The 26876-nt window shown below is 71.1% G+C and carries 27 protein-coding genes; 13 read left to right on the top strand and 14 right to left on the bottom strand.

Translation table 11 applies throughout. The features are described 5' to 3' along the window. Positions 1-220 precede the first annotated feature (220 nt). The gene (locus H293_RS0113830; RefSeq protein WP_020118487.1) at positions 221-1681 is read right to left on the bottom strand and encodes an ABC transporter permease; all 1461 of its coding nucleotides are present in this window, start codon (positions 1679-1681) and stop codon (positions 221-223) included. A 413-nt stretch (positions 1682-2094) separates the two neighbouring features. On the opposite strand from H293_RS0113830, the gene H293_RS53735 reads away from it, so the two are divergent. The 3 genes from H293_RS53735 to H293_RS53745 are packed head-to-tail and all read left to right on the top strand — an operon-like array spanning position 2095 to position 2906. After that, complete coding sequence (locus H293_RS53735) at positions 2095-2286, top strand: hypothetical protein (RefSeq protein ID WP_020118488.1); 192 nt, start codon at positions 2095-2097, stop codon at positions 2284-2286. Positions 2287-2325: 39 nt separating this feature from the next. Next, on the top strand, positions 2326-2604 hold the full coding sequence (locus H293_RS53740) for a hypothetical protein (protein ID WP_020118489.1): 279 nt from the start codon (positions 2326-2328) through the stop codon (positions 2602-2604). Beyond that, on the top strand, positions 2559-2906 hold the full coding sequence (locus H293_RS53745) for a hypothetical protein (protein WP_020118490.1): 348 nt from the start codon (positions 2559-2561) through the stop codon (positions 2904-2906). The genes H293_RS53740 and H293_RS53745 overlap by 46 nt, the downstream gene beginning before the upstream one ends. A gap of 64 nt (positions 2907-2970) precedes the next feature. Here H293_RS53745 and H293_RS0113850 read toward each other — a convergent pair whose 3' ends face one another. Both H293_RS0113850 and H293_RS0113855 read right to left on the bottom strand, forming a co-directional pair. After that, a complete protein-coding gene (locus H293_RS0113850; RefSeq protein ID WP_020118491.1) occupies positions 2971-4236 on the bottom strand; it encodes a L,D-transpeptidase in 1266 nt (421 codons plus the stop codon). A gap of 202 nt (positions 4237-4438) precedes the next feature. Continuing rightward, the gene (locus H293_RS0113855) at positions 4439-4783 is read right to left on the bottom strand and encodes a hypothetical protein (RefSeq protein ID WP_033415397.1); all 345 of its coding nucleotides are present in this window, start codon (positions 4781-4783) and stop codon (positions 4439-4441) included. A 130-nt stretch (positions 4784-4913) separates the two neighbouring features. Between H293_RS0113855 and H293_RS0113860 the strand changes: the two genes are divergently transcribed. Continuing rightward, on the top strand, positions 4914-5195 hold the full coding sequence (locus H293_RS0113860) for an LPXTG cell wall anchor domain-containing protein (protein ID WP_007384334.1): 282 nt from the start codon (positions 4914-4916) through the stop codon (positions 5193-5195). Between the two features lie 42 nt (positions 5196-5237). After that, the gene (locus H293_RS0113865; RefSeq protein WP_051138098.1) at positions 5238-5996 is read left to right on the top strand and encodes a hypothetical protein; all 759 of its coding nucleotides are present in this window, start codon (positions 5238-5240) and stop codon (positions 5994-5996) included. 44 nt (positions 5997-6040) lie between these two features. On the opposite strand, the gene hutH is transcribed toward H293_RS0113865, so the two are convergent. The 3 genes from hutH to H293_RS0113880 form a co-directional block, all read right to left on the bottom strand. Then, complete coding sequence (gene hutH / locus H293_RS0113870) at positions 6041-7579, bottom strand: histidine ammonia-lyase (RefSeq protein WP_020118494.1); 1539 nt, start codon at positions 7577-7579, stop codon at positions 6041-6043. Positions 7580-7658: 79 nt separating this feature from the next. Then, positions 7659-8807, bottom strand: a complete 1149-nt coding sequence (locus H293_RS0113875) for a GGDEF domain-containing protein (RefSeq protein ID WP_020118495.1) — start codon at positions 8805-8807, stop codon at positions 7659-7661. A gap of 483 nt (positions 8808-9290) precedes the next feature. Continuing rightward, positions 9291-10091, bottom strand: a complete 801-nt coding sequence (locus tag H293_RS0113880; RefSeq protein WP_028807830.1) for an enoyl-CoA hydratase/isomerase family protein — start codon at positions 10089-10091, stop codon at positions 9291-9293. A 201-nt stretch (positions 10092-10292) separates the two neighbouring features. Between H293_RS0113880 and H293_RS52690 the strand changes: the two genes are divergently transcribed. Beyond that, positions 10293-10946 carry a hypothetical protein gene (locus H293_RS52690; RefSeq protein ID WP_020118497.1) on the top strand — a complete coding sequence of 218 codons (654 nt, stop codon included), beginning with the start codon at positions 10293-10295 and terminating at the stop codon, positions 10944-10946. On the opposite strand, the gene H293_RS0113890 is transcribed toward H293_RS52690, so the two are convergent. Then, positions 10943-12037 (bottom strand): adenylate/guanylate cyclase domain-containing protein, encoded by a 1095-nt coding sequence (locus H293_RS0113890; protein ID WP_020118498.1) that lies wholly within the window; start codon positions 12035-12037, stop codon positions 10943-10945. The genes H293_RS52690 and H293_RS0113890 overlap by 4 nt on opposite strands. A 151-nt stretch (positions 12038-12188) precedes the next feature. After that, positions 12189-13052: a biotin--[acetyl-CoA-carboxylase] ligase gene (locus tag H293_RS0113895; protein WP_020118499.1), complete on the bottom strand. Its 864-nt coding sequence runs from the start codon at positions 13050-13052 to the stop codon at positions 12189-12191. A 111-nt stretch (positions 13053-13163) separates the two neighbouring features. On the opposite strand from H293_RS0113895, the gene H293_RS0113900 reads away from it, so the two are divergent. Together H293_RS0113900 and H293_RS0113905 are read left to right on the top strand one after the other, a co-directional pair. Next, positions 13164-14756, top strand: a complete 1593-nt coding sequence (locus H293_RS0113900) for an acyl-CoA carboxylase subunit beta (protein WP_020118500.1) — start codon at positions 13164-13166, stop codon at positions 14754-14756. A 17-nt stretch (positions 14757-14773) separates the two neighbouring features. Then, a complete protein-coding gene (locus tag H293_RS0113905) occupies positions 14774-14983 on the top strand; it encodes an acyl-CoA carboxylase epsilon subunit (protein WP_020118501.1) in 210 nt (69 codons plus the stop codon). Here the strand turns inward: H293_RS0113905 and H293_RS0113910 are convergent. After that, the gene (locus H293_RS0113910) at positions 14980-16092 is read right to left on the bottom strand and encodes an SGNH/GDSL hydrolase family protein (protein ID WP_020118502.1); all 1113 of its coding nucleotides are present in this window, start codon (positions 16090-16092) and stop codon (positions 14980-14982) included. The two genes, H293_RS0113905 and H293_RS0113910, sit on opposite strands and share 4 nt — an antisense overlap. Positions 16093-16198: 106 nt before the next feature. Between H293_RS0113910 and mmpB the strand changes: the two genes are divergently transcribed. Further along, on the top strand, positions 16199-16327 hold the full coding sequence (gene mmpB / locus H293_RS60095) for a morphogenic membrane protein MmpB (RefSeq protein ID WP_007384323.1): 129 nt from the start codon (positions 16199-16201) through the stop codon (positions 16325-16327). 18 nt (positions 16328-16345) lie between these two features. Continuing rightward, positions 16346-16966, top strand: coding sequence for a Maf family protein (locus H293_RS0113920; RefSeq protein ID WP_020118503.1), 621 nt, complete (start codon positions 16346-16348; stop codon positions 16964-16966). 658 nt (positions 16967-17624) lie between these two features. On the opposite strand, the gene H293_RS0113925 is transcribed toward H293_RS0113920, so the two are convergent. Continuing rightward, on the bottom strand, positions 17625-18119 hold the full coding sequence (locus H293_RS0113925) for a hypothetical protein (protein WP_033415398.1): 495 nt from the start codon (positions 18117-18119) through the stop codon (positions 17625-17627). A 363-nt stretch (positions 18120-18482) separates the two neighbouring features. On the opposite strand from H293_RS0113925, the gene H293_RS0113930 reads away from it, so the two are divergent. Then, positions 18483-20255: an acetyl/propionyl/methylcrotonyl-CoA carboxylase subunit alpha gene (locus H293_RS0113930; protein ID WP_020118505.1), complete on the top strand. Its 1773-nt coding sequence runs from the start codon at positions 18483-18485 to the stop codon at positions 20253-20255. A gap of 107 nt (positions 20256-20362) precedes the next feature. On the opposite strand, the gene H293_RS0113935 is transcribed toward H293_RS0113930, so the two are convergent. The 4 genes from H293_RS0113935 to H293_RS0113950 form a co-directional block, all read right to left on the bottom strand. Next, positions 20363-21061, bottom strand: a complete 699-nt coding sequence (locus H293_RS0113935) for a hypothetical protein (RefSeq protein ID WP_020118506.1) — start codon at positions 21059-21061, stop codon at positions 20363-20365. A gap of 80 nt (positions 21062-21141) precedes the next feature. Further along, positions 21142-22170 (bottom strand): helix-turn-helix transcriptional regulator, encoded by a 1029-nt coding sequence (locus H293_RS0113940; RefSeq protein WP_020118507.1) that lies wholly within the window; start codon positions 22168-22170, stop codon positions 21142-21144. A gap of 471 nt (positions 22171-22641) precedes the next feature. Continuing rightward, positions 22642-23604 carry a DeoR/GlpR family DNA-binding transcription regulator gene (locus H293_RS0113945; protein ID WP_078612574.1) on the bottom strand — a complete coding sequence of 321 codons (963 nt, stop codon included), beginning with the start codon at positions 23602-23604 and terminating at the stop codon, positions 22642-22644. A 166-nt stretch (positions 23605-23770) separates the two neighbouring features. Beyond that, positions 23771-25219: an NAD(P)H-quinone dehydrogenase gene (locus H293_RS0113950; RefSeq protein WP_020118509.1), complete on the bottom strand. Its 1449-nt coding sequence runs from the start codon at positions 25217-25219 to the stop codon at positions 23771-23773. A gap of 96 nt (positions 25220-25315) precedes the next feature. Here H293_RS0113950 and H293_RS0113955 point away from each other — a divergent pair, with 96 nt between their 5' ends. Then, positions 25316-25753 carry a gamma-glutamylcyclotransferase family protein gene (locus tag H293_RS0113955; protein WP_020118510.1) on the top strand — a complete coding sequence of 146 codons (438 nt, stop codon included), beginning with the start codon at positions 25316-25318 and terminating at the stop codon, positions 25751-25753. 92 nt (positions 25754-25845) lie between these two features. Continuing rightward, positions 25846-26670 carry a purine-nucleoside phosphorylase gene (locus H293_RS0113960; protein ID WP_007384314.1) on the top strand — a complete coding sequence of 275 codons (825 nt, stop codon included), beginning with the start codon at positions 25846-25848 and terminating at the stop codon, positions 26668-26670. The last annotated feature ends 206 nt before the right edge of the window (positions 26671-26876 follow it).

Consider the following 26876-nt stretch of genomic DNA (forward strand, 5'->3'; position numbering starts at 1 on the left):
GTCCCGCCACAACAGGCCTTCCACCCGCCACGCGCCACCACGAACAGTCCGCGGCCTCGCCGGGACAGCGCCCACCCGGCGGCAGGGGCAGGCAGGCATCCCCCGCCCGTAGCTGTGGGAAGCCGCGCGCTCGGGACGGCTCGGGTGGGCGCGGCGACCCCGCCCGGCGGCGGCGTGCGGCACCCTCCCCCGGCCGGCCGGAGGCCACAGCCGACGCCCGCTACTCGACTCGGCGCAACGCGTCCGCCGGTCGCAGTCGCGACGCGCGCCAGCCGCCGAACGCTCCCGCGATGAGCCCGCCCGCGACCGCCAGACCCACCGCGATCGAGACCGTCGTCAGACTCACCGGGGCCGTCAGGGCCACGTCCAGGGTCTTGGCGGCCACCTGCCGGCCGGGGCCCCCGAAGCCCCCACCGCCGGGACCGCCCGCACCACCACCGCCGCCGCCCAACTGCGCCTGCAGGGTGGGGCTGATGGCCGTCACGACGTACGCCCCCGCGAGACCGAGCGCGATTCCCAGCGCCCCGCCGAGCAGCCCGTTGACCATCGCCTCGCCGACGACCTGCCGGGTCACCCGCCCCGACTTCCAGCCCAGCGCCTTGAGCGTGCCGAACTCCCGTACCCGGCGCGAGACAGCGGAAGAAGTCAGCAGTCCGGCCACCAGGAACGCGGCCACCAGCACCGCGATCGACAGCCACTTGCCGACATTCGTCGCGAGGGACGAGGCCGTCGACAGCGACCCCGACACCGTGTCCGCGAGATCCGCCGAGGTCGTCACCGTCGTACCCGAGATGTTCTTCTGGATCGCCGACTTGACGGAGTCGATCTTCTGGGAGTCGGTCGCCTTGACGTAGATCGTGGTGACCTTGTTCTTCGAGTCGCTGAGGGTCTGCGCCTGGGTGAGCGGGACGTAGATGTTGGCGGCCGCGTCCCCGCTGTCCGCGGTGGCGACGCCGATCACCTTGAACTTGACGCTCTTGATGGTGACGGTGGAACCGACCTTGAGCTTCTTCTCCTTGGCGTACGCGGAGTCGACGACGGCGACCTTGGCGTCCGTCTCGGTCGACGTGAACGTACGGCCGCTGGTGATCTTGGAGGAGGTCAGCGGTCCGAGGGCCGCCTTGGTGACGTCGGTGCCGAAGACGGAGTAGTTGTTGACGTCGAAGTTGGCGCCGCCACCCCGCACTTCACCCTGGGGCTGGCCGGTACCGCCGCCGTTCCCGCCGAAGCCGCCTTCACCGCCCCCGTTGCCGTTCTGCTGGAACTGGCCGCGCGTGAACTGGCCGTTGATCTTGATGACCTGGAGGCTCAGCCCGCCGACCGCGTCCGAGACGCCGGTCTGCCGGCCGACCTTGGTGACCGTGGCGGCGGACAGGGTCTGGAACCCCTGCACCAGCACGCGGTCGCTGCTCTGCTCCGCGTCGGACCCGTTGTCCTGCGCGTCGAACCGGAAGCGCGGCCGGTCCGAGGAACTGGCCTGCGGCTGGGCGGCCTTGGTGACCGTCATGTCGGTGCCCAGTCCGTAGAGCGACTGGAGGACCTTGTCCTGGGCCTTTCCCATGCCGGACGACACGGAACTGACCACGATGACCAGCGCGATCCCCAGCGCGAGCCCGGAGGCGACGACGAGGGCCGCCTTTCTGCGGCGGCGCAGTTCGCGCCTCAGGTAGGTGAAGAACATGGCCGCAAGCTAGGTACGGCGCGTGATGACTCCATAAGCCCCGAATAAGAGCTGCATGAGAAGGCTGTCCGGGAGCCAGGGGCGAGCCCTCACACACCTGTCAAGGTGTCACGCGGGCCCGGCTCCGACGAGCGAGAACGCCGGGCGGAGCTTCAATGAGGGAGAGGTGATCCATCACCGCTCTCCAAACGACTGTCCGCCCACGTGGCGACCTGCAAGGGCAGATCACCGAGCTGAAGTATGAGGTCGCCGACCGGACTCCCGGCGATCTCTTACTCGCCGAAAACGCGGAGAGGCACCTGCAAGCGGCGAGGGCAGCGCTGCGAGGGAAGGAGCGGTGGCCGGCTCGGCCCTTCCGGCGCTTCGCGGGCGGGAACGCCGACGGCGCGCTGGCGAACACGCACGAGGCCGAGGTGGCGATCCTGCGCATCGTTCCGCAGGCCGATCTGCGCTGGAGAGGGCTCACCGTGCTCGTGCAGGCACGTCTGCACCTCGATCCGCAGGACCTGCGACTTCGGCAGTTGGAGACGGTGTTCGCTTACCAGGACGCGCGGATCGGAGCACCCGACCGTCAGTTGCTCGTCAGCACCCTGCACGCGGCCTAGCAGGCCGAAGAGGCGGAGCGGGCCAAGGTGCGGAGCTTCATGCACATCGTCTGCGCGGCGACCGTCATGATGGCCCTGATCGCCATCGGGACCAACTTCTGCTTCCCCGAGAATCCTGACGTCCTCAGCAAGGAACCGACCATCTGCCCGTTCGGCAAGAACAAGGCGAACCGGGAAGGTGTATGGCTTATCGAGTTCATGGGAATGCTCGGCGCCGCCCTCGCCGGAGCGGTCGCGCTGCGCAAGGTACGGGGCACCGCCGGCCCCCACTCGTGGCCACGAGCCTGCTGCTCCTGCGACTGCCCGTGGGCGCGTTGACCGCTGTCGTCGGCATCATGTTCCTCAGCGGCCGTTTCTTCCCCGGGCTCACCGCACTCGACACGTTCACCCAGATACTCATGTGGGCCGCGGCCTTCGGCGTGCTCCAGGAGACCGTGATGCAGGCCGTCGACCGGCGCGGACGGGCCCTTCTGGACAACGTCAGGTCACCTGGTCGCGTGCCGGACGAGGACGCCGGCCGGCCCCCACGCAGGCCTCCGCCCCCGCCCCCGCCCCCGGGCGCCGCGCCCGTGAAGAGCCGGGTGGCGCGTGTGGCGGCCCGGGTGAAACGGAAGTCCTGAACAAGCCGAGGGGCGGCCGCCCCTCAGGGCGACCGCCTCTCCTGTGCTCAGGTCGAAGTGGCCGTCAGACCGCCGACCCCGCCTTCCAGTCCGCCCAGCTCAGGTTCCACCCGTTGAGGCCGTTGTCCGGGGCCACCGTCTTGTCGCCGGTGTTCTTCACGACCACCACGTCACCGACGATGGAGTTGGTGTAGAACCAGTAGCCGGCCGAGCCGGTGTCGTTGGCGCCCTTGGTGTCGGACATGCCCACGCAGCCGTGGCTGGTGTTGACGTTGCCGAAGAGGGACTTGGCGCCCCAGTAGTTGCCGTGCACGAAGGTGCCGGAGTTGGTGAGCCGGATGGCGTGCGGTACGTCCTTGATGTCGTACTCGCCCTTGCCGTCGTCGTCGGTGAAGCCCACGGTCGCGCCGTTCATGCGCGTCTCCTTGAACTTCTCGGACATCACCATGATGCCTTCGTACGTCTTGTTCTCCGGGGAACCGGCGGAGATCGGGATGGTCTTGATGACCGCGCCGTTGTGCGTGATCTTCATCTGCTTGGTCTTGGCGTCGACGTACGAGACCTGGTTGCGGCCGATCTTGAACGTGACCGTCTTCTGCTGGACGCCGTAGACACCGGAGGCGCCCTCGACACCGTCGAGCGCGAGCTTCAGCGTGACGGTGGAGTTCTCCTTCCAGTACTGGTCGGGACGGCAGTCCATGCGGACGGTGGAGAACCAGTGGCAGACGACCTCCTGGCCGCTGCTGGAGGAGACCGTGATGCCCTTCTGCACGGCCGCCTTGTTGGTGATCTCCTTGTTGAAGTTGATCGACACCGGCATGCCCACGCCTACGGTCGAGCCGTCCTCGGGCGTGAAGTTGCCTATGAAGCTGTTGGCCGGGGAGACCGTCGTGAACGAGGCGTTCTCGTGGGCGACGAGCCCGTCGGAGTCCTTGGCCTCCGCGGCGACCTTGTAGGTCGTGGAGCGCTCCAGCTGGGTGTTGGGCTTCCAGCTGGTCTTGTCGGCGGACAGCTCGCCGGCCACCTTCGCGCCGTCGGTGGTCGTCATCGTCACGCCGGTGAGCGTGCCCTTGCTCACGGTGACGGCGGCGGAGTTGTTGATGGAGGCGTTGTCCGTGCCGTCCTTGGGTGTGATCTTGATCTCGGCCTGGGAGCTCTTCTTGGCCGCCGCCTCGTCGGCCTTGGCCTGTGAGGTGTCGCCACCGCTGCCGCCCGACGACGAGTCGTCGCCACCGGAACAGGCCGAGAGCACCAGCACCCCGCCGAGCAGAGCGGACGCGACCGTCAGGCCCCTGCGCCGCTTACTGACCGTCATCACACGCATCTCCATCGTTGCCGAATCCCAGAATCCCGAGAGTCCCCGTCAAGGACTAAACGCTACGACCGGTTCGTCCCGTTCCACCTTCCCGGAAGGTGTGGGGCACACCACGTCCGCCGTGGCGGAAGGTGCGTCTGTCGGTCCGTGCGACCCCTGAGACGACGAAACCCCGGGCGGCGGTTGCCACCCGGGGTCACGATTTCCCCGAGCGCGCTCAGCCGACGACCTCTTCTTCCTCGTCCTCCTCGACATCATCCTCGTCAAGGTCCCAGTCCGGCGAATCCGGGTCGTAGTCGATGTGCTCGCTGCTCCAGGAAGCCTGGGCCAGTTCGACCCCCGACACCTCCCCGACCAGGTCGAACGGGTCCACGAGATACGCGAGGGCCTCCGCAGTGTCTTCCGTCACAGCGCTCTCGGCATGCGTCCGCTCATCCTCCGGCATGTCCGGATCCTCCGCGATCCGCGCCAGCGCGGCCCGGGCGACGGCGTCCTGGTCGTCGACCTCGACGACGAGCTCCACCCGAAGCCGTACAAAACGTGATGTCTCTTCAGTGCTCATGCCCGGAGCGTAAAGCCCATCGCTCCCGTGACTTTCCCGTGACCCGCGCCTTTCACTAACATCGCCCCACACGGCCAATTCGCCAGCACCACAAGGGGATCGATATTCCGTGTCATCCGTTCGCCGTCCGTTGCTGACCGCCACCGCCGCGGGGACCCTGCTGGGTGCCCTGTGGTTCGTCCCGTCCGCCAACGCGACTCAGGACAGCCCGGCGAGAACAGAGCCGTCCGTGCAGGCCACCACGCAGGCGCGGGTCACGACCACGAGCGCGGAGACGTCCACGGACGACACCCGGCTCGCCGACACCGGCAGCTTCGACACCACGCCGTACGTCGTCGGCGGCACCCTCTTCCTCACGCTGGGTGCGGGCTTCGTCGTCTATTCGGTACGACGGGAACGGCTGGGATTTTAAACGGGCTTGACGTGCTCTTGACGCGGCCTTCATAGTCCGCGCATGAAGGGATCATCGACGGTGCGCACAGGTGTCACGGCGACCATGGGCGTGCTGTCGCTCGCGCTCATCACGGGATGCGGCGGCGGCTCGGACGACGACTCGAAGGCATCCGGGAGCCCCCGGCCGTCGGAGGCGTCCGCCTCGCCGAGCACGGCCGCCGCGAAGGCGCTCGGCGCGGCCGAGCTGGAGAAGCTGCTGCTCGTCCAGAGCGACCTGCCCAGGGACAAGATCTCCGACGGCGACGACACCCTGCCGAAGTCCCGGAGCGAGCTGCGGACGGACAAGGCCGAGTGCGCCCCGCTCGCCTACGCCCTGACCGGCCTGCCCCCGGGCGACACCGACACGGGCGCGAGCAACACCGTCACATCGGAGGAGCGCGTCGGGAACTCGTTCAACGTCACCATGACCAGCGTGGGCCTGTCCTCCTACGAGGGCGACGGCGCAGCGAAGGCCCTCAAGGCCGTCTCCGACGGGATCGCCCCCTGCTCCGGCGGGTTCGGCATCACGGCCCAGGGCGAGAAGATGAGGATCACCAAGGTCGCCCCGGGCAAGGCCTCCGGCAAGGGTGACGACTCGGTGGCCTTCGCCCTGGACGCCGACATGGACGGCGAGGGCACGGGAACCTTCACCGTGGAGGCGGTGCGCGTCGGCACCGTCGTCTCCACGTACTACGCGGTCGACTTCGCCTCGATGGAGAGCGGCAGGACGTCAGCCGTCCCGCTCGCCGTGATCGACGCCCAGGTGGGCAAGCTCAAGTAACGCTCGGAGCCCCGCCGTCGTCGTACGGCGGGGCCCGTCCCCCTTTACCGCAACGGCCCGGTGACCGTCTCCACCGCCTCGACCAGCCGCCCCTCGCGCACGAACGCGTCGGCCGCGGCGAGGTCCGGCGCCAGGAACCGGTCGGGACCGGGACCCTCGACACCCGCCTTGCGTACGGCGGTGATGGCGGCCTGGGTCGCCGGCGCGGGGCTCAGGCCCTCGCGCAACTCGACGGCGCGCGAGGCGGCGTAGAGCTCGACGGCGAGGACCCGGGTCAGGTTGTCGACGGCGGTGCGCAGCTTGCGCGCGGCCGACCAGCCCATCGAGACGTGGTCCTCCTGCATCGCGGACGAGGGGATCGAGTCCGCGGACGCGGGCACGGCCAGCCGCTTCAGCTCACTGACCAGCGCGGCCTGCGTGTACTGGGCGATCATCAGCCCGGAGTCCACACCGGCGTCGTCGGCGAGGAACGGCGGCAGTCCGTGGGACCGGTTCTTGTCGAGCAGCCGGTCGGTGCGCCGCTCGGCGATCGAGGCCAGATCTGCGACGGCGATGGCGAGGAAGTCGAGCACATAGGCCACCGGCGCCCCATGGAAGTTGCCGTTGGACTCCACCCGACCGTCAGGCAGCACAACGGGGTTGTCGACGGCCGACGCCAACTCCCTTTCCGCCACCAGCCGGGCATGGGCCATGGTGTCCCGCCCGGCCCCGGCGACCTGCGGGGCGCAGCGCACGGAGTAGGCGTCCTGAACACGGGGCGCGTCGTCCTGATGGTGCCCTGTGAGCTCCGAACCCTCCAGCACGGCCAGCATGTTGGCGGCCGAGGCGCCCTGCCCCGGATGCGGCCGGATGGCGTGCAGCTCGGGCGCGAGCACCTTGTCGGTACCGAGCAGCGCCTCAAGGCTCAACGCGGCAGTGATGTCGGCGGACTTGTAGAGCATGTCCAGATCGGCGAGCGCCATGACGAGCATGCCGAGCATGCCGTCGGTGCCGTTGAGAAGGGCGAGCCCTTCCTTCTCCCGCAGTTCGACGGGGGCGATCCCGTGCTCGGCGAGCAGCTCACCGGCCGGCCGCACGGCCCCGTCCGGCCCTTCGGCGTCCCCCTCCCCCATCAGGGTGAGGGCACAGTGCGAGAGCGGCGCGAGATCACCGGAGCAGCCGAGCGACCCGTACTCGTGCACGACCGGCGTGATCCCGGCGTTGAGCACGTCGGCCATGGTCTGCGCGACCTCGGGCCGCACGCCCGTCCGCCCCGAGCAGACGGTCTTCAGCCGCAGGAACATCAGCGCCCGTACGACCTCCCGCTCGACCCGCGGCCCCATTCCCGCGGCGTGCGAGCGGACGATGTTGCGCTGCAACTGGGCCCGGAGTTCCGGGCTGATGTGCCGGGTCGCGAGGGCGCCGAAGCCGGTGCTGACGCCGTAGACGGGCTCGGGCCTGGCCGCGAGGGCGTCCACGATCCCGCGGGCCGCGGCGAGAGCGGCGACGGCCTCCCCGGACAGCTCGATACGGGCACCGTCCCGCGCCACGGCAAGGACGTCGGACGCGGTGACCCCGGACGTCCCCACCACCACAGTGTGCATATCCATATTCAGGAGCGTACGCACTGAATTCCATGATGTCACTACTGGGTAGGGGCTACGCCCCTTACAAATACGGCCCCTAGGGCTGCCGCCCCCGGAACGTCCGCCGCTCACCCGTCTGCCCCGGCGGAGCCGCGTCGGCCAGCCGTACGACGGGATCGTCGGGCCCACCCCGCCCCGCGACGACGGGACGTTCAGCCCGCTCGGCCTTGGCCCGGTACTGCGCGGCATCGGCGAGCCGGAAGAGCCGCCGGGCGGACCGGACGGGCCCGATGGGGTCCGCGGTGGAGGCGACCCCGCACGCCACCCCCTCCCCCAGCTCCAGCTCACCGGCCCGCCGGCAGAGCTCGTCGGCGGCCCTGACGACGTCGTCGGCGGACGGCCCGACGGCGAGCAGACAGAACTCGTCCCCGCCGAGCCGGGCGGCCAGAGCCCCTGGCAGCATGGCCCCGCACAACGACAGCACCGACCCGAAACGCTCCAGCAGCCGGTCGCCCACGGCATGCCCACGGGTGTCGTTGACCCGCTTCAACCCGTTCAGGTCACACACCACGAGGCTGACGACGACCCCGTCCCTCTTGTGCCGGTCGACGGCCTCGTCGAGCCGCGCGTCGACGGCACGGCGATTGGCGAGCCCGGTCAGCGCGTCCGTGAACGCCAGGCGCCTAGCCTCCTCCAGCCGCTCCGCCTGGGCGATCCCGGCGGCGACGACGGCGGCCAGGACGGTGGCGAAGTCGGCGTCCTCCCGCCCGAAGACGGGGGCACCGGTGGGCCGGGCCACATACAGCTCGCCCCACGCCCGCCCGTTCAGCACGATCGGGGCGACGACACAGCTCCCCCGCCCCCTCCTGCGGAGCGCGGCGACCCGCTGGTGCACATACCCGGGCCGCCCCCCGGCCGCCGGACCCTCCGCCGTCTCGACCCACGCGTTGGGCTCACCGCCCCCGGCCCACCGCTCGTGCAGAAACTCGGTGATCTCCGGGAACTGGTGCACCGGATAGGCCTCCCCCTCGGGGAACTCCTCCTCACCGGCGGCCCGCTCCCCCACGTTCACCAGCACCCTGAGCCGCCCGAGCTCCCGCTCCCACACGGACAACGCGGCGAAACTCCCCCCGAGCGCACGGCACGCCCCAGCGGCGGCGGCCCGCCACGCCTCCCGCGAGCCGTGCGCCGCGGCCATGCCCTGAGCCAACGCGACGACCGCGGCCAGCCGGATGTCCTCACCCATCAGTCCAGGTTAGGGATGATTTGAGCGGTTACCGGGGTACGGTTGAGCCGTTCGAGCACGCGGCCAGCTGCGCTGGGCTTGGGCGGGGGCGCCTATGGGGGTGCCGGGTTCGGTTGTTTGGCCGGTGCGGGCTGGTCGCGCAGTTCCCCGCGCCCCTAGGTGGGACAGGTGGACGCACCTTTAGACGCGTACGGCGGCAAGGGGACGGGGTGGGGGGTGTCCGCCCGCAGCGGCCGGCGTCCATTACAGAGCCCTACTCAAGGGACCGAGCCGCCGGACCGAGGACGGATACCCCCCACCCCGGCCCCGACCCCAAACCACACCGCACGCGCTACACAAGCCCCCACCGGACCCGCAGCTGCGCCGCAGGCACCAGGGGCGCGGGGAACTGCGCAAAAACGCCCGCCCCCACCGAACCCGCACTCCAACCCGAACCCGAACCCGAACCCACACAAGACACCGCCCAACCGCCGGAGGCAACCGTCACTGCCCAGGCCACCGAGCCACCCGCCGCTCGTTGAACGCCGCCACCCCCTCCGCCCGATCCCCCGAGAACGCCACCGCCCGCCACGCCGCGTCCTCCACCTCCAGCCCGGCCCGCAGATCCAGCCCCTGCCCGAGCCGCAGCGCACGCTTCGCCGCCCGCAGCCCCACCGGCGAGTTCGCGGCGATACGAGCCGCCAGCGAAAGCGCCTCCGCCCGGTCCTCCCCAGCCTCCACCAGCTGATCCACCAGCCCCAGCCGATGCGCCTCCTCCGCCTCCACCCGCCGCGCCGTGAAGATCAGCTCCGCGGCCCGGGCCGCCCCCACCCGCCGCGGCAGCAACTGCGTCCCCCCGCCCCCGGGGATCACCCCCACCGACACCTCGGGCAACCCCACCACCGCCGTACGGTCGGCCACGATCAGGTCGCACGACAGCGCCATCTCGAATCCCCCGCCCAGCGCGAACCCGTGCACCGCGGCGATGGTGGGCACGGGCAGCTCCAGCACCCCCGTGTACGCCCCCCGGGACACCGGCCGCTGCCGCAGCAGATCCGCGTCACTGAAGGAGTTCCGCTCCTTCAGATCGGCCCCCACACAGAAGGCCCGCTCATGCGTGGAGGTCAGCACGACAACCCGTACCGTCCCATCACCCCCCAGCGCGGAACAGGCGGCGGCGACGGACCGAGCCATCTCCGTGGAGACCGCGTTCATCGCCTTGGGCCGGTCGAGGACCAACTCGGCGACTTCCCCCTCCTCGTGCCGCCTCACCAGCACGAACTCCCCGAACCGCTCCTCGCCCATGACACCCTCCCGGTTAACGTGGGTTAACAAGAACGCTCTGATCATCGCAGCCCGGTCCCCACCGCGAAAGGTTCCCGCCCAAGTCACCCGACACCCCGTTCGAGTGACATCCCGCCCAACTCCCCACCCACCGCTCACGGCAGCGCATAACGTGCGCCCCGCCATGGCGCACAGGGGGCGCAGGCACCCAGGGGAGGAAGCATGACGGCGACGATGACGACGACAGGGCTGGCGGAGGACGGCGGTACCCGCCTGTTCGGACCGCGCGGACGCCACCGCAAGCCCCGCCCCCGCAAGGTCCTGCTCGCCGCGGGCGGCCTCGCCCTGGCCGCGGGCGCCCTGAGCCTCGTACGGCTGACCCCGGACGCGGGAGTGGGCGGCTTCGGCGCGACGGAGACGGACCCGCAGGCCGCCCCAGGAGCGGACACGGACATCGACCCCGGCACCGGCACGGACCGCGCGACGAACGCCGCCGCGACCGTCGGTTCACTCCCCAGGACGAGCCCGTCGTCGCCCGCGGCGATGGGCGGGATCTCCGCGCCCCCCACACCGGGCACCTCTCCGGCCCCGGCCCAGGACCGGGCCCGGCCCCAAGCAGGGTCCGCGACCGCCGTGCCCCTGCCCCTCGCGGCGGCTCCCACGACGATCCCGGACGCACCGAACGACCAGGCCGAGGCGCCGGCCCCCACGGCGACCGCCGCGCCCCACGCCCCGGCGACGACCCCCGCCCCGCAACCGGCCCGGACCACTCCCCCGCCGGCCTCGACACCCACGCCCCGGCCCACGCACTCGGCACAGCCCGCGCCGGGCCTGTGCGTGCCGGTCATCGGTCTGTGCGTGCGGCAGGGGGCCTAGGAAGGGGGCACGTCCCTGCGGGTCAGCAGCCAGGGCTCGACGACGCCGAGACCACGCACCGGCCGCTGCCACATCGGCTGGAGCGCGAAGCGGTAGGTCGGCGGCTCCTCGCCCTCCTTCTCTGCGGCGGCCGCGGCCTCAGCGGCCTCGGCCTCGGAGGCGGGCGCCTCGCCGTGCCGGATCAGCTCCTCGGCGAAGGCGCTGTCGACGAGGACGGCGTCCCGGGGAGCTATCGAGGTCAGCCGGGAGGCGAGGTTCACCGTCGTACCGAAGACATCACCCATACGGGTGGTCACCGTGCCGAAGGCGATGCCGACGCGCAGCTCGGGCATGGTCTCGTCGTTCGCCATGGTCTCGATCAGGCGCAGCGCGATCTCGGCGGCGACGGCCGCGTCGTCGGCCGCGAACAGGACCTCGTCGCCGAGGGTCTTGATGAGCCGCCCGCCCCGCGCCGCCACGAGATCCGCGGCGGTGGTCTCGAAGGCCTCGACGAGTTCGCCGAGCTCCTCCTCCTCCATACGGCGGGTCAGCCGGGTGAACCCGACGAGGTCGGCGAAGCCGACGCACAGCCGCCGGTCGACCATCTCCTCGTCGTCGGCGGCCTGCACGACCCGCCCCGCCGAGGCCGAGAGCTGGCGGCGCCAGACGTAGACCAGGAACTCCTCCAGCTCGGGCAGGAGCAGCTCGATGATCGGGTACGTCACCTCGGTGCGGGTCATGCCCGGCTCCGGGGGGTCGGTCAGGCCCTCCAGGAAGGAGTCGATCTGCCACTCGGCGAGCCGGGCGGTGGTCTGCCCGGTGGACCGCGCCACCTGCACGGCCATGGCCTCGCTCAGCAGCCCCGCCTCGACGAGACCGGCGAGCCGGCGCAGCGCGAGGACGTCCGCCTCGGTGAACGCCTTGGCCTGGCCGACGTCGGCGAAGCCCATCGCCCGCCAGAAGCGGGTGGCCAGCTCCATGGAGACGCCGGCGGTGCGGGCCGCCTGAAAGGGGGTGTAGCGCCGCTCGGCACCGAGGATGAGCTGTTCGAGACGCACGGCGAGCGGGTGCGCGGGCACGTCCGCGCCGGAGCCCGTGTCGTCTGCGGTCACGCCTGCTGCCCTTCCGATCTGTCACGGTCAGGTATCGACCGGCCTCAACTGTACGGCAGGTGTGCGGTAGCTCACTCCCGGAGGAGGGGGCCGGTCGCACCCCGCTGCGGAGCCGCCGATGTCACGCCCCGCGCCCCTGAGGGGCTACAGCTCACGCCGGTCGCAGGTGGACGATGTCTCCCGCGCCCACCGGTTCCTGTACGCCCTCCTCCGTCGCGATCACCAAGCGGCCGTCGCCGTCGACGGCCACCGCCTCGCCCACCAGCGAACGATCTCCCGGCAGCTCCGCCCGTACGCGTCTTCCCAGCGTCGCGCACCCAGCCGCATACGTCTCCTGGAGTCCGCTCACCGTCGGATCCCCCGCCGCCGCGCGCCAGCGCTCGTACCACTCCTCCAGGGAGCGCAGGACGGCCCGCAGCAGGGGGTCCCGGTCGGTGCTCACCGCCCCGGCCAGCGCCAGCGAACCCGCGGTGGGGACGGGCAGCTCGTCCTCCCGCAGCGTGACGTTGATGCCGACGCCCACGACGACACCGTCCCCGCCGGCCCGCTCCGCGAGGATTCCGCCCGCCTTGCGTTCCTCGCCGCCCACGGTCACCAGGAGGTCGTTGGGCCACTTCAGGGCCGTGTCGACACCCGCCGCCCGCGACAGGCCCGTCGCCACCGCCACCCCCGTGAGCAGCGGCAGCCAGCCCCAGCGGGCGACCGGGACGTCGGCCGGGTTCAGCAGGACCGAGAAGAAGAGGCCGGAGCGGGCCGGAGCGGACCACTGGCGGTCCAGTCGGCCCCGCCCCGCAGTCTGCTCCTCGGCGACGAGGACCGCGCCCTCGGTCGCCTTGCCCGCGGCGGCGCGGGCGACCAGGTCGGAGTTGGTGGAGCCGGTGCCGGCCACCACCTCGATCCCCGACCAGAGCCCGCCCTCCCGCACCAGCCCGCGGCGCAGCGCGGCGGCGTTGAGGGGCGGCCGGTCGAGATCCGACCAACGACTGTCGTCTCCTGAAACATCTCGCGGCGTCATGCAAGCCACCCTAGGTGTGTGAAACGCCGCACTGCTGATTCGTAGGGGCACCACTACTCTACGGATGAGTAACCGTCCCCCCTTTTGAGCAGGCAGGGAGCCGCGAGACCGATGTCCGAGCCGGAAGAGATCGACATCCACACCACCGCGGGCAAGCTCGCGGATCTCCAGCGTCGTATTGACGAGGCGACGCACGCCGGCTCCGCACGCGCCGTCGAGAAACAGCACGCCAAGGGCAAGCTGACGGCCCGCGAGCGCATCGAACTCCTCCTCGACGAGGGCTCCTTCGTCGAGCTGGACGAGTTCGCCCGGCACCGCTCCACCAACTTCGGCCTGGAGAAGAACCGTCCGTACGGCGACGGAGTCGTCACCGGGTACGGCACCGTCGACGGCCGCCCGGTCGCCGTGTTCTCCCAGGACTTCACCGTGTTCGGCGGCGCGCTGGGCGAGGTCTACGGCCAGAAGATCGTCAAGGTGATGGACTTCGCGCTGAAGACCGGCTGTCCGGTCATCGGCATCAACGACTCCGGCGGCGCCCGCATCCAGGAGGGTGTGGCCTCGCTGGGCGCCTACGGCGAGATCTTCCGCCGCAACACCCACGCGAGCGGTGTCATCCCGCAGATCAGCCTGGTCGTGGGGCCCTGCGCGGGCGGCGCCGTGTACTCCCCGGCGATCACCGACTTCACGGTGATGGTCGACCAGACCTCCCACATGTTCATCACCGGGCCCGACGTCATCAAGACGGTCACCGGCGAGGACGTCGGCTTCGAGGAGCTGGGCGGCGCCCGCACCCACAACGCGGTGTCCGGCGTGGCCCACCACATGGCCGGGGACGAGAAGGACGCCGTCGAGTACGTCAAGCAGCTGCTGTCGTACCTGCCCTCCAACAACCTGTCCGAGCCGCCGGTCTACCCGGAGGAGGCGGACCTCGCGATCACCGACGAGGACCGCGAGCTGGACACGCTGGTCCCGGACAGCGCGAACCAGCCCTACGACATGCACACGGTGATCGAGCACATCCTGGACGACGCCGAGTTCTTCGAGACGCAGCCGCTGTACGCGCCGAACATCCTCACCGGGTACGGACGGGTCGAGGGCCACCCGGTCGGCATCGTCGCCAACCAGCCGATGCAGTTCGCCGGCTGCCTCGACATCACCGCGTCCGAGAAGGCGGCCCGCTTCGTCCGCACCTGCGACGCCTTCAACATCCCGGTCATCACCTTCGTGGACGTCCCCGGCTTCCTCCCGGGCGTCGACCAGGAGCACGACGGCATCATCCGCCGCGGCGCCAAGCTCATCTACGCCTACGCCGAGGCCACGGTCCCCCTGATCACGGTGATCACCCGCAAGGCCTTCGGCGGCGCCTACGACGTCATGGGCTCCAAGCACCTCGGCGCGGACATCAACCTGGCCTGGCCCACCGCCCAGATCGCCGTCATGGGCGCCCAGGGCGCGGTCAACATCCTGCACCGCCGCACGATCGCGGAGGCCGAGGCCGCCGGAGACCTGGAGGCGACCCGGGCGCGGCTGATCCAGGAGTACGAGGACGCCCTCCTCAACCCCTACATCGCGGCCGAGCGCGGTTACATCGACTCCGTGATCATGCCGTCCGACACCCGCCGCCACGTGGTCAGGGGCCTGCGCCAGCTGCGCACCAAGCGCGAGTCCCTGCCTCCGAAGAAGCACGGCAACATCCCCCTCTAGCCCTGCCGGGAGCCGTCATGAACATCAAGGTCGTACGCGGAAACCCCACCCCGGAGGAGCTTGCCGCCGCCCTGGCGGTGGTCCGGGCCCGCGCCGCGGCGGCGACGAACACGCCGTCCGGCGCGGAGGAGACCAGGGCCGCGTGGTCCGACCCGTCCCGCATCGCGGGCCGCCGCCTGCCCCAGCCGGGGCCGACGGCCTGGTCCCGCACGTACTGGCCGGCCTAGAGGACGGCTGACAGCGCCTCGGCCATCACCTCGTACCCGAGATCGTTCGGGTGCAGGTGATCGCCGAAGTCGTACGACGGGTGCAGCCGGTCCGGATCCCGCGGACCGGCCAGCTCCCGCGCGAAGTCCACCACCGCGTCGTACTCGCCGGAGCAGCGCACCCACTCGTTCACCTCGTGCGAGACCTTCGCCGCGTGCTCACCCCAGTGGTCCGAGCCGCCGAACGGCAGCAAGGTGCACCCGATCACCCGCAGCCCCCGCGCCTGCCGTATCAACTCCCGGTGTCCGGCGATGAGTTCGGCCGCCTCCACCACCGGGGCGGGCTTGTACGTCGGCTGTTCGCCGGTCTCGCTGAAGCCGATGTCGTTGAGCCCCAGCAGCACGACGACCGTGTCCACGCCGGCCAGGCCCAGCACATCCCGCCGGAACCGGCCCACCCCCTTCTCCCCGTACCACGCCGAGTCGTTGAGCAGCAGGTTCCCCCCGATCCCGGCGTTGAGCACGGGCCGGCCGGTGAGCCGGGCCAGCGCGTCCGACCACCGCCGGTCCGCCCCCACGGTGGACCCGAACCCGTCCGTGACGGAGTCCCCGAACAGCGCGATCCCGTCCGTACGTCCCGCGTCCGTCTCGACGGCGGCCAGGAAGTACCAGGACTCGCTCACCGCGTCGAACCCGTCCCCGCCCGTGTCACCGAGCAGATCCCCCTCTCCCCGGTAGCCGGCGGTGAAGGCCTGCGCGTGGAAGGTCGCGGGCCCGGTCGCCGCGTCGAAGTACAGGGTGACCGTCACCGACTCCCCGGCCGCCACGGTGAGTTCGACCGGCTCGCTCACCAGGGGTCCCCGGGCGGGGATCTCGGGCGGGAGCGTGAGCCTGCGCAGAGATCCCGGCTCCACGGCCGCCCCCGCGGTCGTACGGCCGACGGTCGCACCCGCGAGGCGGACCGGCGAGGTGCCGCAGGCGTGGGACAGCCGGATCCGCACCCGCTCCCCTCCCGCCGAGAGCCGGACGACCTGGCGCACGGACTGCCGCCAGAAGCCCTCGCGGGACCAGTTGGGGGTGAAGCCTTCGGCGGGGAGCTGAGGCGAGGCGGACCAAGCGGTGGTGAACACGACACGTACCCCTCTCACGGACTGCTAATGGAACCACAGTACCGTTAAGTGAAGTTGAGTACGCGTACTCAGGCGCCCCCCGCGAAATCGCCGCACGCTGGAAACCATGCTGTGGTCCGACCCTGACAACGAACCGCCGAAGGAACTGCGCGACATGCAGGACATGCTTCGGCGACTGAGCATCTTCCTGGCGCTGGCCATGGTGCTCGCGATGATCGTGATCGGGCTGCGCTGATCGGACTACGCTGACCGCATGACCGATCAGCCGCGCCGCCGACTCGTGCTCGCCTCCCAGTCCCCCGCCCGGCTGGGCCTGCTGCGACAGGCCGGCCTCACTCCCGAGGTGCTCGTGAGCGGGGTCGACGAGGACGCCGTCACCGCCCCCACCCCCGCCGAACTGGCGCTCGCCCTCGCCGAGGCGAAGGCCTCCGTCGTGGCCGCGAAGCCCGAGGTCAAGGGTGCGCTGGTGATCGGCTGCGACTCGGTGCTCGACCTGGACGGCGAGGCCCTGGGCAAACCGGCCGACGCCGAGGAGGCGACGGCCCGCTGGAAGGCCATGCGCGGGCGCGCGGGCACCCTGCAGACCGGCCACTGCGTCTACGACACGACGAGCGGCCGGTACGTCTCGGCGGTCGCCTCCACCGTCGTCCGCTTCGGCGAGCCGACCGACGACGAGATCGCCGCGTACGTCGCCTCCGGCGAACCCCTCTACGTCGCGGGGGCGTTCACCCTGGACGGCCGTTCGGCCCCCTTCATCGAGGGCATCGACGGCGACCACGGCAACGTGATCGGCCTCAGCCTGCCCCTCCTGCGCCGCCTGCTGGCCAACCTGCACATCGGCATCACGGAGCTGTGGGCGCCGGCGGAGGCCTGAGCGGCGAACCACCCACTCCCCGGCGCCTCCAACTCACCGGCTCCCTCGGGCACCGCTCGCAACACGCGGACACGACCGACCCCAACCCGCCCTCCCGCGTCGACAGCCGACCGGTCAGGACGGCTGCCTCACAGAACCGTGACCGCCGACGGAGGCATGAGCGGCGAACCACCCACTCCCCGGGGCCTCCAACTCACCGGCTCCCTCGGGCACCGCTCGCAACACGCGGACACGACCGACCCCAACCCGCCCTCCCGCGTCGACAGCCGACCGGTCAGGGCGGCTGCCTCACAGAACCGTGACCGCCGACGGAGGCATGAGCGACGAGCCACCCACTCCCCCGGACCCCCGACTACGCGGCACCCTCGGACACCACGTTCACGGCCCGGACGTGACCGACCTCAGCGTCCCCAGCCCGGGCATCCACACCAGGGAGTTGCGGCCGCCGACGGAGGCGCGAGCGGGGAACCGTCGCCCTCCCAGGGAGTCGGTGGCGCGCCACCTGCCGGCCGACCCGCACATCAGCGTCACGGAGCCGTGGCGGCCGACGGAGGCATGAGCGGCGAGCCACCGACTCCCCAGCACCCTCGGCCACCGCGCTCAGGACCCGGATGCGACCGACCTCAACCCGCACTCCCGACCAGTCCGGGCGTCTGCATCACGGAGTGGTGGGCGCCGCCGGAGGTGTGAGCGGCGAACCGCCGGTCTCCTCGGGGACGTCCGGGCCCTTCGCGTCCTGCGGCCCCGCAGCGACCGGGCCTCGTCGTCCGTCGTAGGTCACCAGTACGAGCACGATCAGGGCGAGCATCACGACCATGAAGAGGAACTGGTGCCAGCCGATCAGGGCCCAGGCGACCGCACCCAGCACTCCGTGCACCACGGCGGCGCTGATCAGCAGGACGCGGCCCAGCCCGGCGGGCTGTCGGTCGCGTATCGCCACCAGCAGGGCGACCAACGCGCACAGCGCGAAGTAGAGACCGAAGACGACCCCGCCGATCTTCGAGGACATCGACATCGCGTCCGGGTCAAGACCGGCCAGCGACATGTTCTGCGCGTCGACGAGATTGCCCATGATCCAGTTGAGCATCGCCACACCGAAGGCCTCGGCGAAGAGAACGACCGCCACGACCCACGCCACCGGCCTGCGTATCACCGGGCCCCACCCACTTTCGAGCCATGCTGTTGTTACCCGAAGTACCTTCAGTACAGCGCGAACGCTACTAACGGGTAAACCGCGGGACAAGGGTTCGGCCGCGGGCAAAGAATCATTGGGCCATTCGTAGGGACTCCACAAAGAATCGGAGTGGTCCGCAGCACGCTCTCACAGAGACCTTGGCCACAGAGGAGGGCTAGGGTTTCCGGGAGGAGTCCTGCGTACCGCGGTGCGACAAGGGATTTCGCGGGTCGTGCAAGCTCGTATCACGCTCCGTGTGGGGAAGGTCACCACAGGGGACGGGTCGAAGAGCCGTGTCGGCAGTCCCTAAACTCGGCTTGTTTCAAGGAGGGAGCCTCAATCGTGCGCAAGGTGCTCATCGCCAACCGTGGCGAAATCGCTGTCCGCGTTGCCCGGGCCTGCCGGGATGCCGGTATCGCGAGCGTGGCCGTGTACGCCGACCCGGACCGGGACGCTCTGCATGTCCGCGCCGCGGATGAGGCGTTCGCTCTGGGCGGTGACACCCCGGCCACCAGTTACCTGGACATCGAGAAGGTCCTGGGCGCCGCGCGTGAGTCGGGCGCGGACGCCATCCATCCCGGGTACGGCTTCCTCTCCGAGAACGCCGAGTTCGCGCAGGCGGTCCTGGACGCGGGCCTGATCTGGATCGGCCCGCCCCCGCAGGCCATCCGCGACCTGGGTGACAAGGTCGCCGCCCGGCACATCGCCCAGCGCGCCGGCGCCCCCCTGGTGGCGGGCACCGCCGACCCGGTCTCCGGCGCCGACGAGGTCGTGGCGTTCGCCGAGGAACACGGCCTGCCCATCGCCATCAAGGCCGCCTTCGGCGGCGGCGGCCGCGGCCTGAAGGTCGCCCGCACCCTCGAAGAGGTCCCCGAGCTGTACGACTCCGCGGTGCGCGAGGCGGTGGCCGCCTTCGGCCGCGGCGAGTGCTTCGTCGAGCGCTACCTGGACCGCCCCCGGCACGTGGAGACCCAGTGCCTGGCCGACAAGCACGGCAACGTGGTCGTCGTCTCCACCCGTGACTGCTCCCTCCAGCGCCGCCACCAGAAGCTGGTCGAGGAGGCCCCCGCGCCCTTCCTCTCCGACGAGCAGGTCGCCGAGCTGTACCGGGCCTCCAAGGCGATCCTGAAGGAAGCCTCCTACGAGGGCGCCGGCACCTGCGAGTTCCTCGTCGGCCAGGACGGCACCATCTCCTTCCTGGAGGTCAACACCCGCCTTCAGGTCGAGCACCCGGTCACCGAGGAGGTCGCCGGCATCGACCTGGTGCGCGAGATGTTCCGCATCGCCGACGGCGAGGAACTGGGCTACGGCGATCCCGAACTGCGCGGCCACTCCTTCGAGTTCCGCATCAACGGCGAGGACCCGGGCCGCAACTTCCTGCCCGCACCCGGCACCGTCACCAAGTTCGAGGCGCCCTCCGGCCCCGGCGTCCGCCTGGACGCGGGCGTCGAGGCCGGCTCGGTCATCGGCCCGGCCTGGGACTCCCTGCTGGCCAAGCTGATCGTCACCGGCGCCACCCGCGAGCAGGCCCTCCAGCGTGCCGCCCGCGCCCTGGACGAGTTCCAGGTCGAGGGCATGGCCACCGCCATCCCCTTCCACCGCGCGGTCGTCAGGGACCCGGCGTTCGCCCCCGAACTGACCGGCTCCAGCGACCCGTTCACGGTCCACACCCGCTGGATCGAGACCGAGTTCGTCAACGAGATCAAGCCCTTCGCGGCCCCGACCGACACCGAGGCCGAGGACGACGCGGACCGCGAGACGATCGTCGTCGAGGTGGGCGGCAAGCGCCTGGAGGTCTCCCTCCCGTCCTCCCTCGGCATGTCCCTGGCCCGCACCGGCCTCGCCGCCGGTGCCAAGCCCAAGCGCCGGGCGGCCAAGAAGTCCGGCCCCGCGGCCTCCGGTGACACCCTCGCCTCCCCGATGCAGGGCACGATCGTCAAGATCGCCGTCGAGGAGGGCCAGGAGGTCAAGGAGGGCGACCTGATCGTCGTCCTCGAAGCCATGAAGATGGAGCAGCCTCTCAACGCGCACAGGTCCGGCACCATCAAGGGGCTGGCCGCGGAGGTCGGCGCGTCGATCACCTCGGGCGCGGCGATCTGCGAGATCAAGGACTGACCGCACCTCGTACGCCCTTTGCCCTTACGGCATCCCGAGGCGCCCCGCGGACCGGAGCAGTCGGTCCGCGGGGCGCCTCGTTTTCCCCGTCCCCCGAGACGGTGGTCCTACGCGGTCCGCGCCCAGCCGGTGCCGTGGCGCACCAAGGCGAGACCGGCCCAGGCGAAGGCGACGGCCGCCATGACGAACGACAGCGCGGTCAGGGGCGCGACGCCGATCACGTAGCCGACGACGTTGAGCGGCATGGACAGGATCAGCAGCCAGGCGGCCCAGGCCGGCACCGCTCGGCCGCGCAGCAGGGCGACACCCAGCAGGATCGCGCCGAGGACGTGGGCGGCGACGAAGTAGAGGATCGGGCCGTTCACCACGGCGAGAGCGTTGACCCCGTCGGCCACCCGCACCAGGGAGTCCTGGCTCACGCCCTTGGCGAAGCCCCCGAGCGCGACGACGTCGAGGTTCGGGGTGGTGTCGATCGCGATCAGCCCGGTGCCGAAGAGGACCGCGCCCCACAGTCCCAGCCGGGCCGAGCGGGACACGGCGAGCAGGGCCACGCCGACCAGGCCCGGCAGGAACAGCACGGTGCCCACCGTCCACAGCCACACGGACAGTTCCGTGGCTCCATGGTGCGCGGCGATGTCCCGGGCGATCTCCTTGCTGGAGGCGTCCGTGTCGTACGGCGCCACGAGGCCCGCCGCCGCGAACATCAGGGGGCCGAGGGTGGCCCCGATCGCGGCGAGGAGGCGGGCGGTGCCGGGCGGGGCGCTTTCGGTGGCGGCCGTGGACGTGCGTGCCGGTGTGGTGGTCATGAGAGTCCCCCTTGGCGGTCTGTCCCCGTGCCGAGCGCCTTCCGTCAGTGAAGCGAGAAGGGGTGACCGGTGACCATCCGTCAATTCTGAGGGGGTCGCGACATGTCGTATCGGTCCGTGCGGTCCGCGAGGAGGCCCAGGTCGCGACCCCGGCGCAGCAGGGCGGCGGTGTGGCCCGCCTCCAGCTTGCGGTGCAGGGAGGCGATATAGCCGCGCACGGTCGCGGGGGACAGCCGCATCCGGCGTGCCGTCTCCGTCGGCGTACGGCCGTCGTGGAGGTGGACGAGAGTGCGGTGCTCCTGCTCGGTGATGCCGAACAGCCGGGCCACGGCGCGGGCGCGGGAGAGGTCGCGGAGAAGGAGCAGGGCGGGCAGGCCGGGGGCGGCGGGAAGGTGCCGGACCTCGATGTGGCGTGCGGTGAAGGAGACCTCGACGGTGAGACGGGGGTCGTCGCGCAGGGCGGTGAGGAGTTCGGCGGCGACGGCGTTGAGGGGGTGGAGTCGGCCGCTGCCGTCGATGCTCGCGACTCCGCAGCCGTGGCCCTCGGCGAGGCGCAGGGCGGCGGCGGAGAGTGCGACGAGTCGCTGGCGTTCGGCCAACTGGGCTTCCAGCGCGATGAATTGAAGATGGGCCAGGCCGAACAGGTCGCGTTCGCGTGCGGTGAAGTCGCTGTCGGAACGGACCAGGGCATAGCCCTCGACAGCGGTCTCGGTTTCCGTCCCCGCGGCTGCGACGAGGTGGTGGCGCAGGCCGAAGGGGCGGAAGTCGAGGTTGTAGCAGTGGGTGCGCTGCCACTGGCGCTCACCGGCGACGTCACTGACGCGCCAGGCGCCGGAGGTGACGGTGTCCAGCATCAGGTCGGTCAGCGGGTGGTCCAGCGGATGGTCGTAGATCACCATCGGGTCGGGGTGGAAGGAGTCCGCGGGCACGTTGAGCGCGAACGCCCCGCGCCCGTCGAGCGGCAGCCGGTAGCGCTGCCCGGCATCAGCGGGCACGAGCCCCATCACCGCGGTCAGCGCCCGCTCCCACAGCTCCTCCGGCCGGGCGGCGTCCGCCAGTTCCCGCCCCAGCTCCACCACACGACGCGCGTCCGCCCCGCTGATCTCCATGCCACTCTCCCGGCGCCGCTCTCGCCAGAGATTTCCCTTTGAGGACTTGGCGTCCCCCTGGGGAAGAACCTACGGCTTCCCGCCATTACGGGAAGCGCCCCGGACGGATTACCGGGGTTGGGCGGAGGGCCGACGGGGGCGCGCGAAAAGCGAGGTGAGCTGGGGCGCCGGGGGCGGCGGCGCATCCCGGGCGCGCCGCGGGTCGCGGCCTCGTTGGTGATCGCGGTCTGGCCGCAGAAGAGGAACACGGGCCGGGCGCCGTTGCTCTGCTCGACGGCGAGCCGGGCGAGGAGGACGTACTCCGACGTGCCGACCTCCGCGCGGTAGCGCTCGGCCGGCCATGACCTCGACCTCGGCCCCCACACCCCGCGGAGCGACCACGACTGCCGTCTCCCCCGGCCCCGCGCCCATCCCCGTCCATCTCCGTGCCCGAGCCGCCCGGAGGCATCGCCGTCGTCCCCGTCGAACGGCTCAGCGGCGACGCAGATCCGCCACCCGGGCCCGCTCCGCACCCTGGCCGGGGTCACCCAGGGCCGTGGCCGTGCGGAGACCGGGTCCCGCCGACGGGAGCTGGCCGCGGCGGGGGCCCGGCACCGGCACGTCCCGGCGCTGTTGCTGCCGCGCCGGGACCTGATCACCCCCCGGCGCTCCCGACGCGCCGGCCACGGCGATCTGCACCCCCTGGTCGGCGAGCGCCTGGAGTTCCGTACCGGCCCGGTCGTCGTGGGCCGGGGGCTCGTCGGTGACCAGGCGGGTGATGAGGTCCGTGGGCACGGTCTGGAACATGGTGTCGGTGCCGAGCTTGGTGTGGTCGGCGAGGACCACGACCTCCGCGGCGGCCTGCACCAGCGCCCGGTCCACGGACGCCGACAGCATGTTGGACGTGGACAGACCGCGCTCGGCGGTGAGCCCGCTCCCGGAGAGGAAGGCCCGCGAGACCCTGAGTCCCTGGAGCGACTGTTCCGCCCCCGATCCCACCAGGGCGTAGTTGGAACCGCGCAGGGTGCCGCCGGTCATCACGACCTCCACCCGGTTGGCATGGGCGAGTGCCTGGGCCACCAGCAGGGAATTGGTCACGACGGTCAGCCCGGGAACCCGGGCGAGCCGGCGTGCCAACTCCTGTGTGGTGGTACCCGCCCCCACCACAATGGCCTCGCCTTCTTCGACGAGACCCGCGGCGAGATCGGCGATGGCCGTCTTCTCGGCGGTCGCGAGATGCGATTTCTGCGGAAAGCCGGACTCCCGCGTGAACCCGCCCGGCAATACCGCACCGCCATGCCGGCGGTCGAGGAGTCCTTCTGCCTCCAGTGCGCGCACGTCCCGCCGTACGGTCACTTCGGAGGTCTGGACGACGCGGGCGAGCTCACGGAGCGACACGGCCCCATTGGCTCGCACCATTTCGAGGATCAATTGGCGACGTTCTGCAGCGAACACGAAACTGACAGTAACCCCAACGACCGTCTGGTTTCAGCAGTATGCGCCGAATTACCGAAGTTGTTCGCACAGTAGGACGGGGAGTGGTATAGGGCCTAATCTCCCCGCCTATGCCGCACGAATGGTCGACGACTCCCTGTGACCAGGCAGGAATCGCTTTCGGCCGTCAGGCTCCGCCGGTCTCCTTGCGCGTGTGCAACTGCCGCGCGACCTCGGCGATCGAGCCCGAAAGGGAGGGGTAAACGGTGAACGCGTTCGCGATCTGTTCGACCGTCAGATTGTTGTCGACCGCGATCGAGATGGGATGGATCAGTTCCGAGGCGCGGGGCGCCACGACGACACCGCCGACGACGATCCCGGTGCCAGGGCGGCAGAAGATCTTGACGAAGCCGTCGCGGATGCCCTGCATCTTGGCGCGCGGATTCCTGAGCAACGGCAGCTTCACGACCCGGGCGTCGATCTTCCCGCCGTCCACGTCGGACTGCGAGTAGCCCACGGTGGCGATCTCGGGGTCGGTGAAGACGTTGGAGGAGACCGTCTTCAGGTTCAGCGGCGCCACCGCGTCCCCGAGGAAGTGATACATGGCGATACGCCCCTGCATGGCGGCGACGGAGGCGAGCGCGAACACCCCGGTCACGTCACCGGCGGCATAGACGCCAGGAGCCGTCGTCCGGGACACCTTGTCGGTCCAGATGTGCCCGGACTCGCGCAGCTTGACGCCCGCTTCCTCCAGCCCCATCCCGGCGCTGTTCGGGATGGCGCCGACGGCCATCAGGCAGTGCGACCCGGTGATGACCCGCCCGTCCGCCAGGGTGACCTCGACCCGGTCCCCGACCCGCTTGGCGGACTGGGCACGGGAGCGTGCCATGACGTTCATGCCCCGGCGCCGGAAGACGTCCTCCAGCACGGCAGCCGCGTCCGGGTCCTCCCCGGGCAGCACCCGGTCCCGGGACGAGACCAGCGTCACCTTGGACCCGAGCGCCTGGTAGGCACCGGCGAACTCGGCACCGGTGACACCGGAGCCGACCACGATGAGCTCTTCGGGGAGCTCGGTGAGGTCGTAGACCTGGGTCCAGTTGAGGATGCGCTCGCCGTCGGGCTGGGCGTCGGCAAGCTCACGGGGATGCCCGCCCGTGGCGATCAGCACGGCGTCCGCGACGAGCGTCTCCTCGCTCCCGTCGGCGGCCCGTACGACGACCTTCCGCGACCCGTCGAGCGCCTGCATGCCTTCGAGCCGTCCACGCCCCCGCAGCACCCGGGCACCGGCACGCGTCACAGAAGCGGTGATGTCATGCGACTGAGCAAGGGCCAGCCGCTTCACACGCCGGTTGACCTTGCCCAGGTCCACGCCCACCACCCGGGCGGCCTGCTCCAGAGGTGGGGTGTCATCGGCGACGATGATCCCCAACTCCTCGTACGACGAATCGAAGGTCGTCATGACCTCGGCCGTAGCGATAAGAGTCTTCGACGGCACGCAGTCGGTCAGCACCGACGCTCCGCCCAGACCGTCGCAGTCGACGACGGTCACCTCCGCGCCGAGCTGGGCGGCCACCAGGGCCGCCTCGTATCCGCCGGGTCCGCCACCGATGATCACGATCCGAGTCACGTACTCCATTGTCCCGCACGACCGGGGGTGCCACGGCCGGGGGGCCACCCCGAGACGCCACTGTTACGGGAGAGACACCGGGGAAGGCTGCCGTACCCTCGACCCATGTCGCTCTACGCCGCTTACGCCGGCAACCTCGACGCGCGGCTGATGACCCGCCGCGCCCCGCACTCGCCGATGCGCGCCACGGGGTGGCTGAACGGGTGGCGGCTGACCTTCGGCGGTGAGCACATGGGCTGGGAAGGCGCCCTGGCGACGATCGTCGAGGACCCCCTCTGCCAGGTCTTCGTCGCGCTCTACGAGATCGCCCCCGCCGACGACGAGTCGATGGACCGCTGGGAAGGCGTCGGCCTGGACATCTACCGGCGCACGCGCATGCGCGTCCACACCCTGGAGGGTGAGGAGCATGCCTGGACGTACGTCCTGAACGGCTACGAGGGCGGTCTGCCCTCCGCCCGCTACCTGGGAGAGATCGCGGACGCGGCGGAGTCCGCGGGCGCACCCCACGACTACGTCATGGAACTGCGCAAGCGCCCCTGCTGAGCCGGGTTGGCCGGAAACGACAAGACAACGATCGCCATCCCGTCAGCTCTGTCATCTACGCGCGTAGGCCCAGACCGGCTACCCTCATCCGCGTGAACGCATCTCTTCTTCCGGACGACATCCAGGGCGACCCCCACGCCGCCGCCGACGCCGCCGCCGCGCGCCTGCGCGAACTGACGGGCGCCGAGACCCATGACGTCGCCCTCGTGATGGGCTCCGGCTGGGCACCGGCCGTGGATGCCCTCGGCGCCCCCGACGCCGAGTTCCAGGTCACCGAGCTGCCCGGTTTCCCGCCGCCGGCGGTGGAGGGACACGGCGGCAAGATCCGCTCGTACAGGATCGGTGCGAAGCGGGCCCTGGTCTTCCTCGGCCGCACGCACTACTACGAGGGCCGCGGTGTCGCGGCCGTGGCCCACGGCGTGCGCACCGCGGTCGCGGCCGGCTGCAAGACGATCGTCCTCACCAACGGCTGCGGCGGCCTCCGCGAGGGCATGCGCCCCGGCCAGCCGGTCCTGATCAGCGACCACATCAACCTCACGGCGACCTCCCCGATCATCGGCGCGAACTTCGTCGACCTGACCGACCTCTACTCCCCCCGCCTGCGCGCCCTGTGCAAGGAGATCGACCCCACCCTGGAGGAAGGCGTCTACGCCCAGTTCCCCGGCCCGCACTACGAGACCCCGGCCGAGATCCGCATGGCCCGCGTCATCGGCGCGGACCTGGTGGGCATGTCGACGGTCCTCGAAGCGATCGCCGCGCGCGAGGCGGGTGCGGAGATCCTGGGCATCTCCCTGGTGACGAACCTCGCCGCGGGCATGACGGGCGAGCCGCTGAACCACGAGGAGGTCCTCCAGGCGGGCCGTGACAGCGCGACTCGGATGGGTTCGCTGCTGGCGCAGGTGCTCGGCCGGATCTGAGAGGACGCGGCGGGGGGTGCCGGGGTCGGTTGTCGGGCGGGTGCGGGTGGGTTGTGGCTGGTCGCGCAGTTCCCCGCGCCCCTGAGGAGTTGCAGCCGACCTCCGCCACGACGGACCGCAAGCCCTCGCGTACGCCACGATGGGCCGTTGGCCGCGTACGGCGGCAAGGGGACGGGGTGGGGGGTGTCCGCCCGCAGCGGCCGGCG

Origin of the sequence: Streptomyces canus 299MFChir4.1 (genome assembly GCF_000383615.1) — a bacterium.
GTDB classification, from domain to species: Bacteria; Actinomycetota; Actinomycetes; order Streptomycetales; family Streptomycetaceae; genus Streptomyces; species Streptomyces canus_C.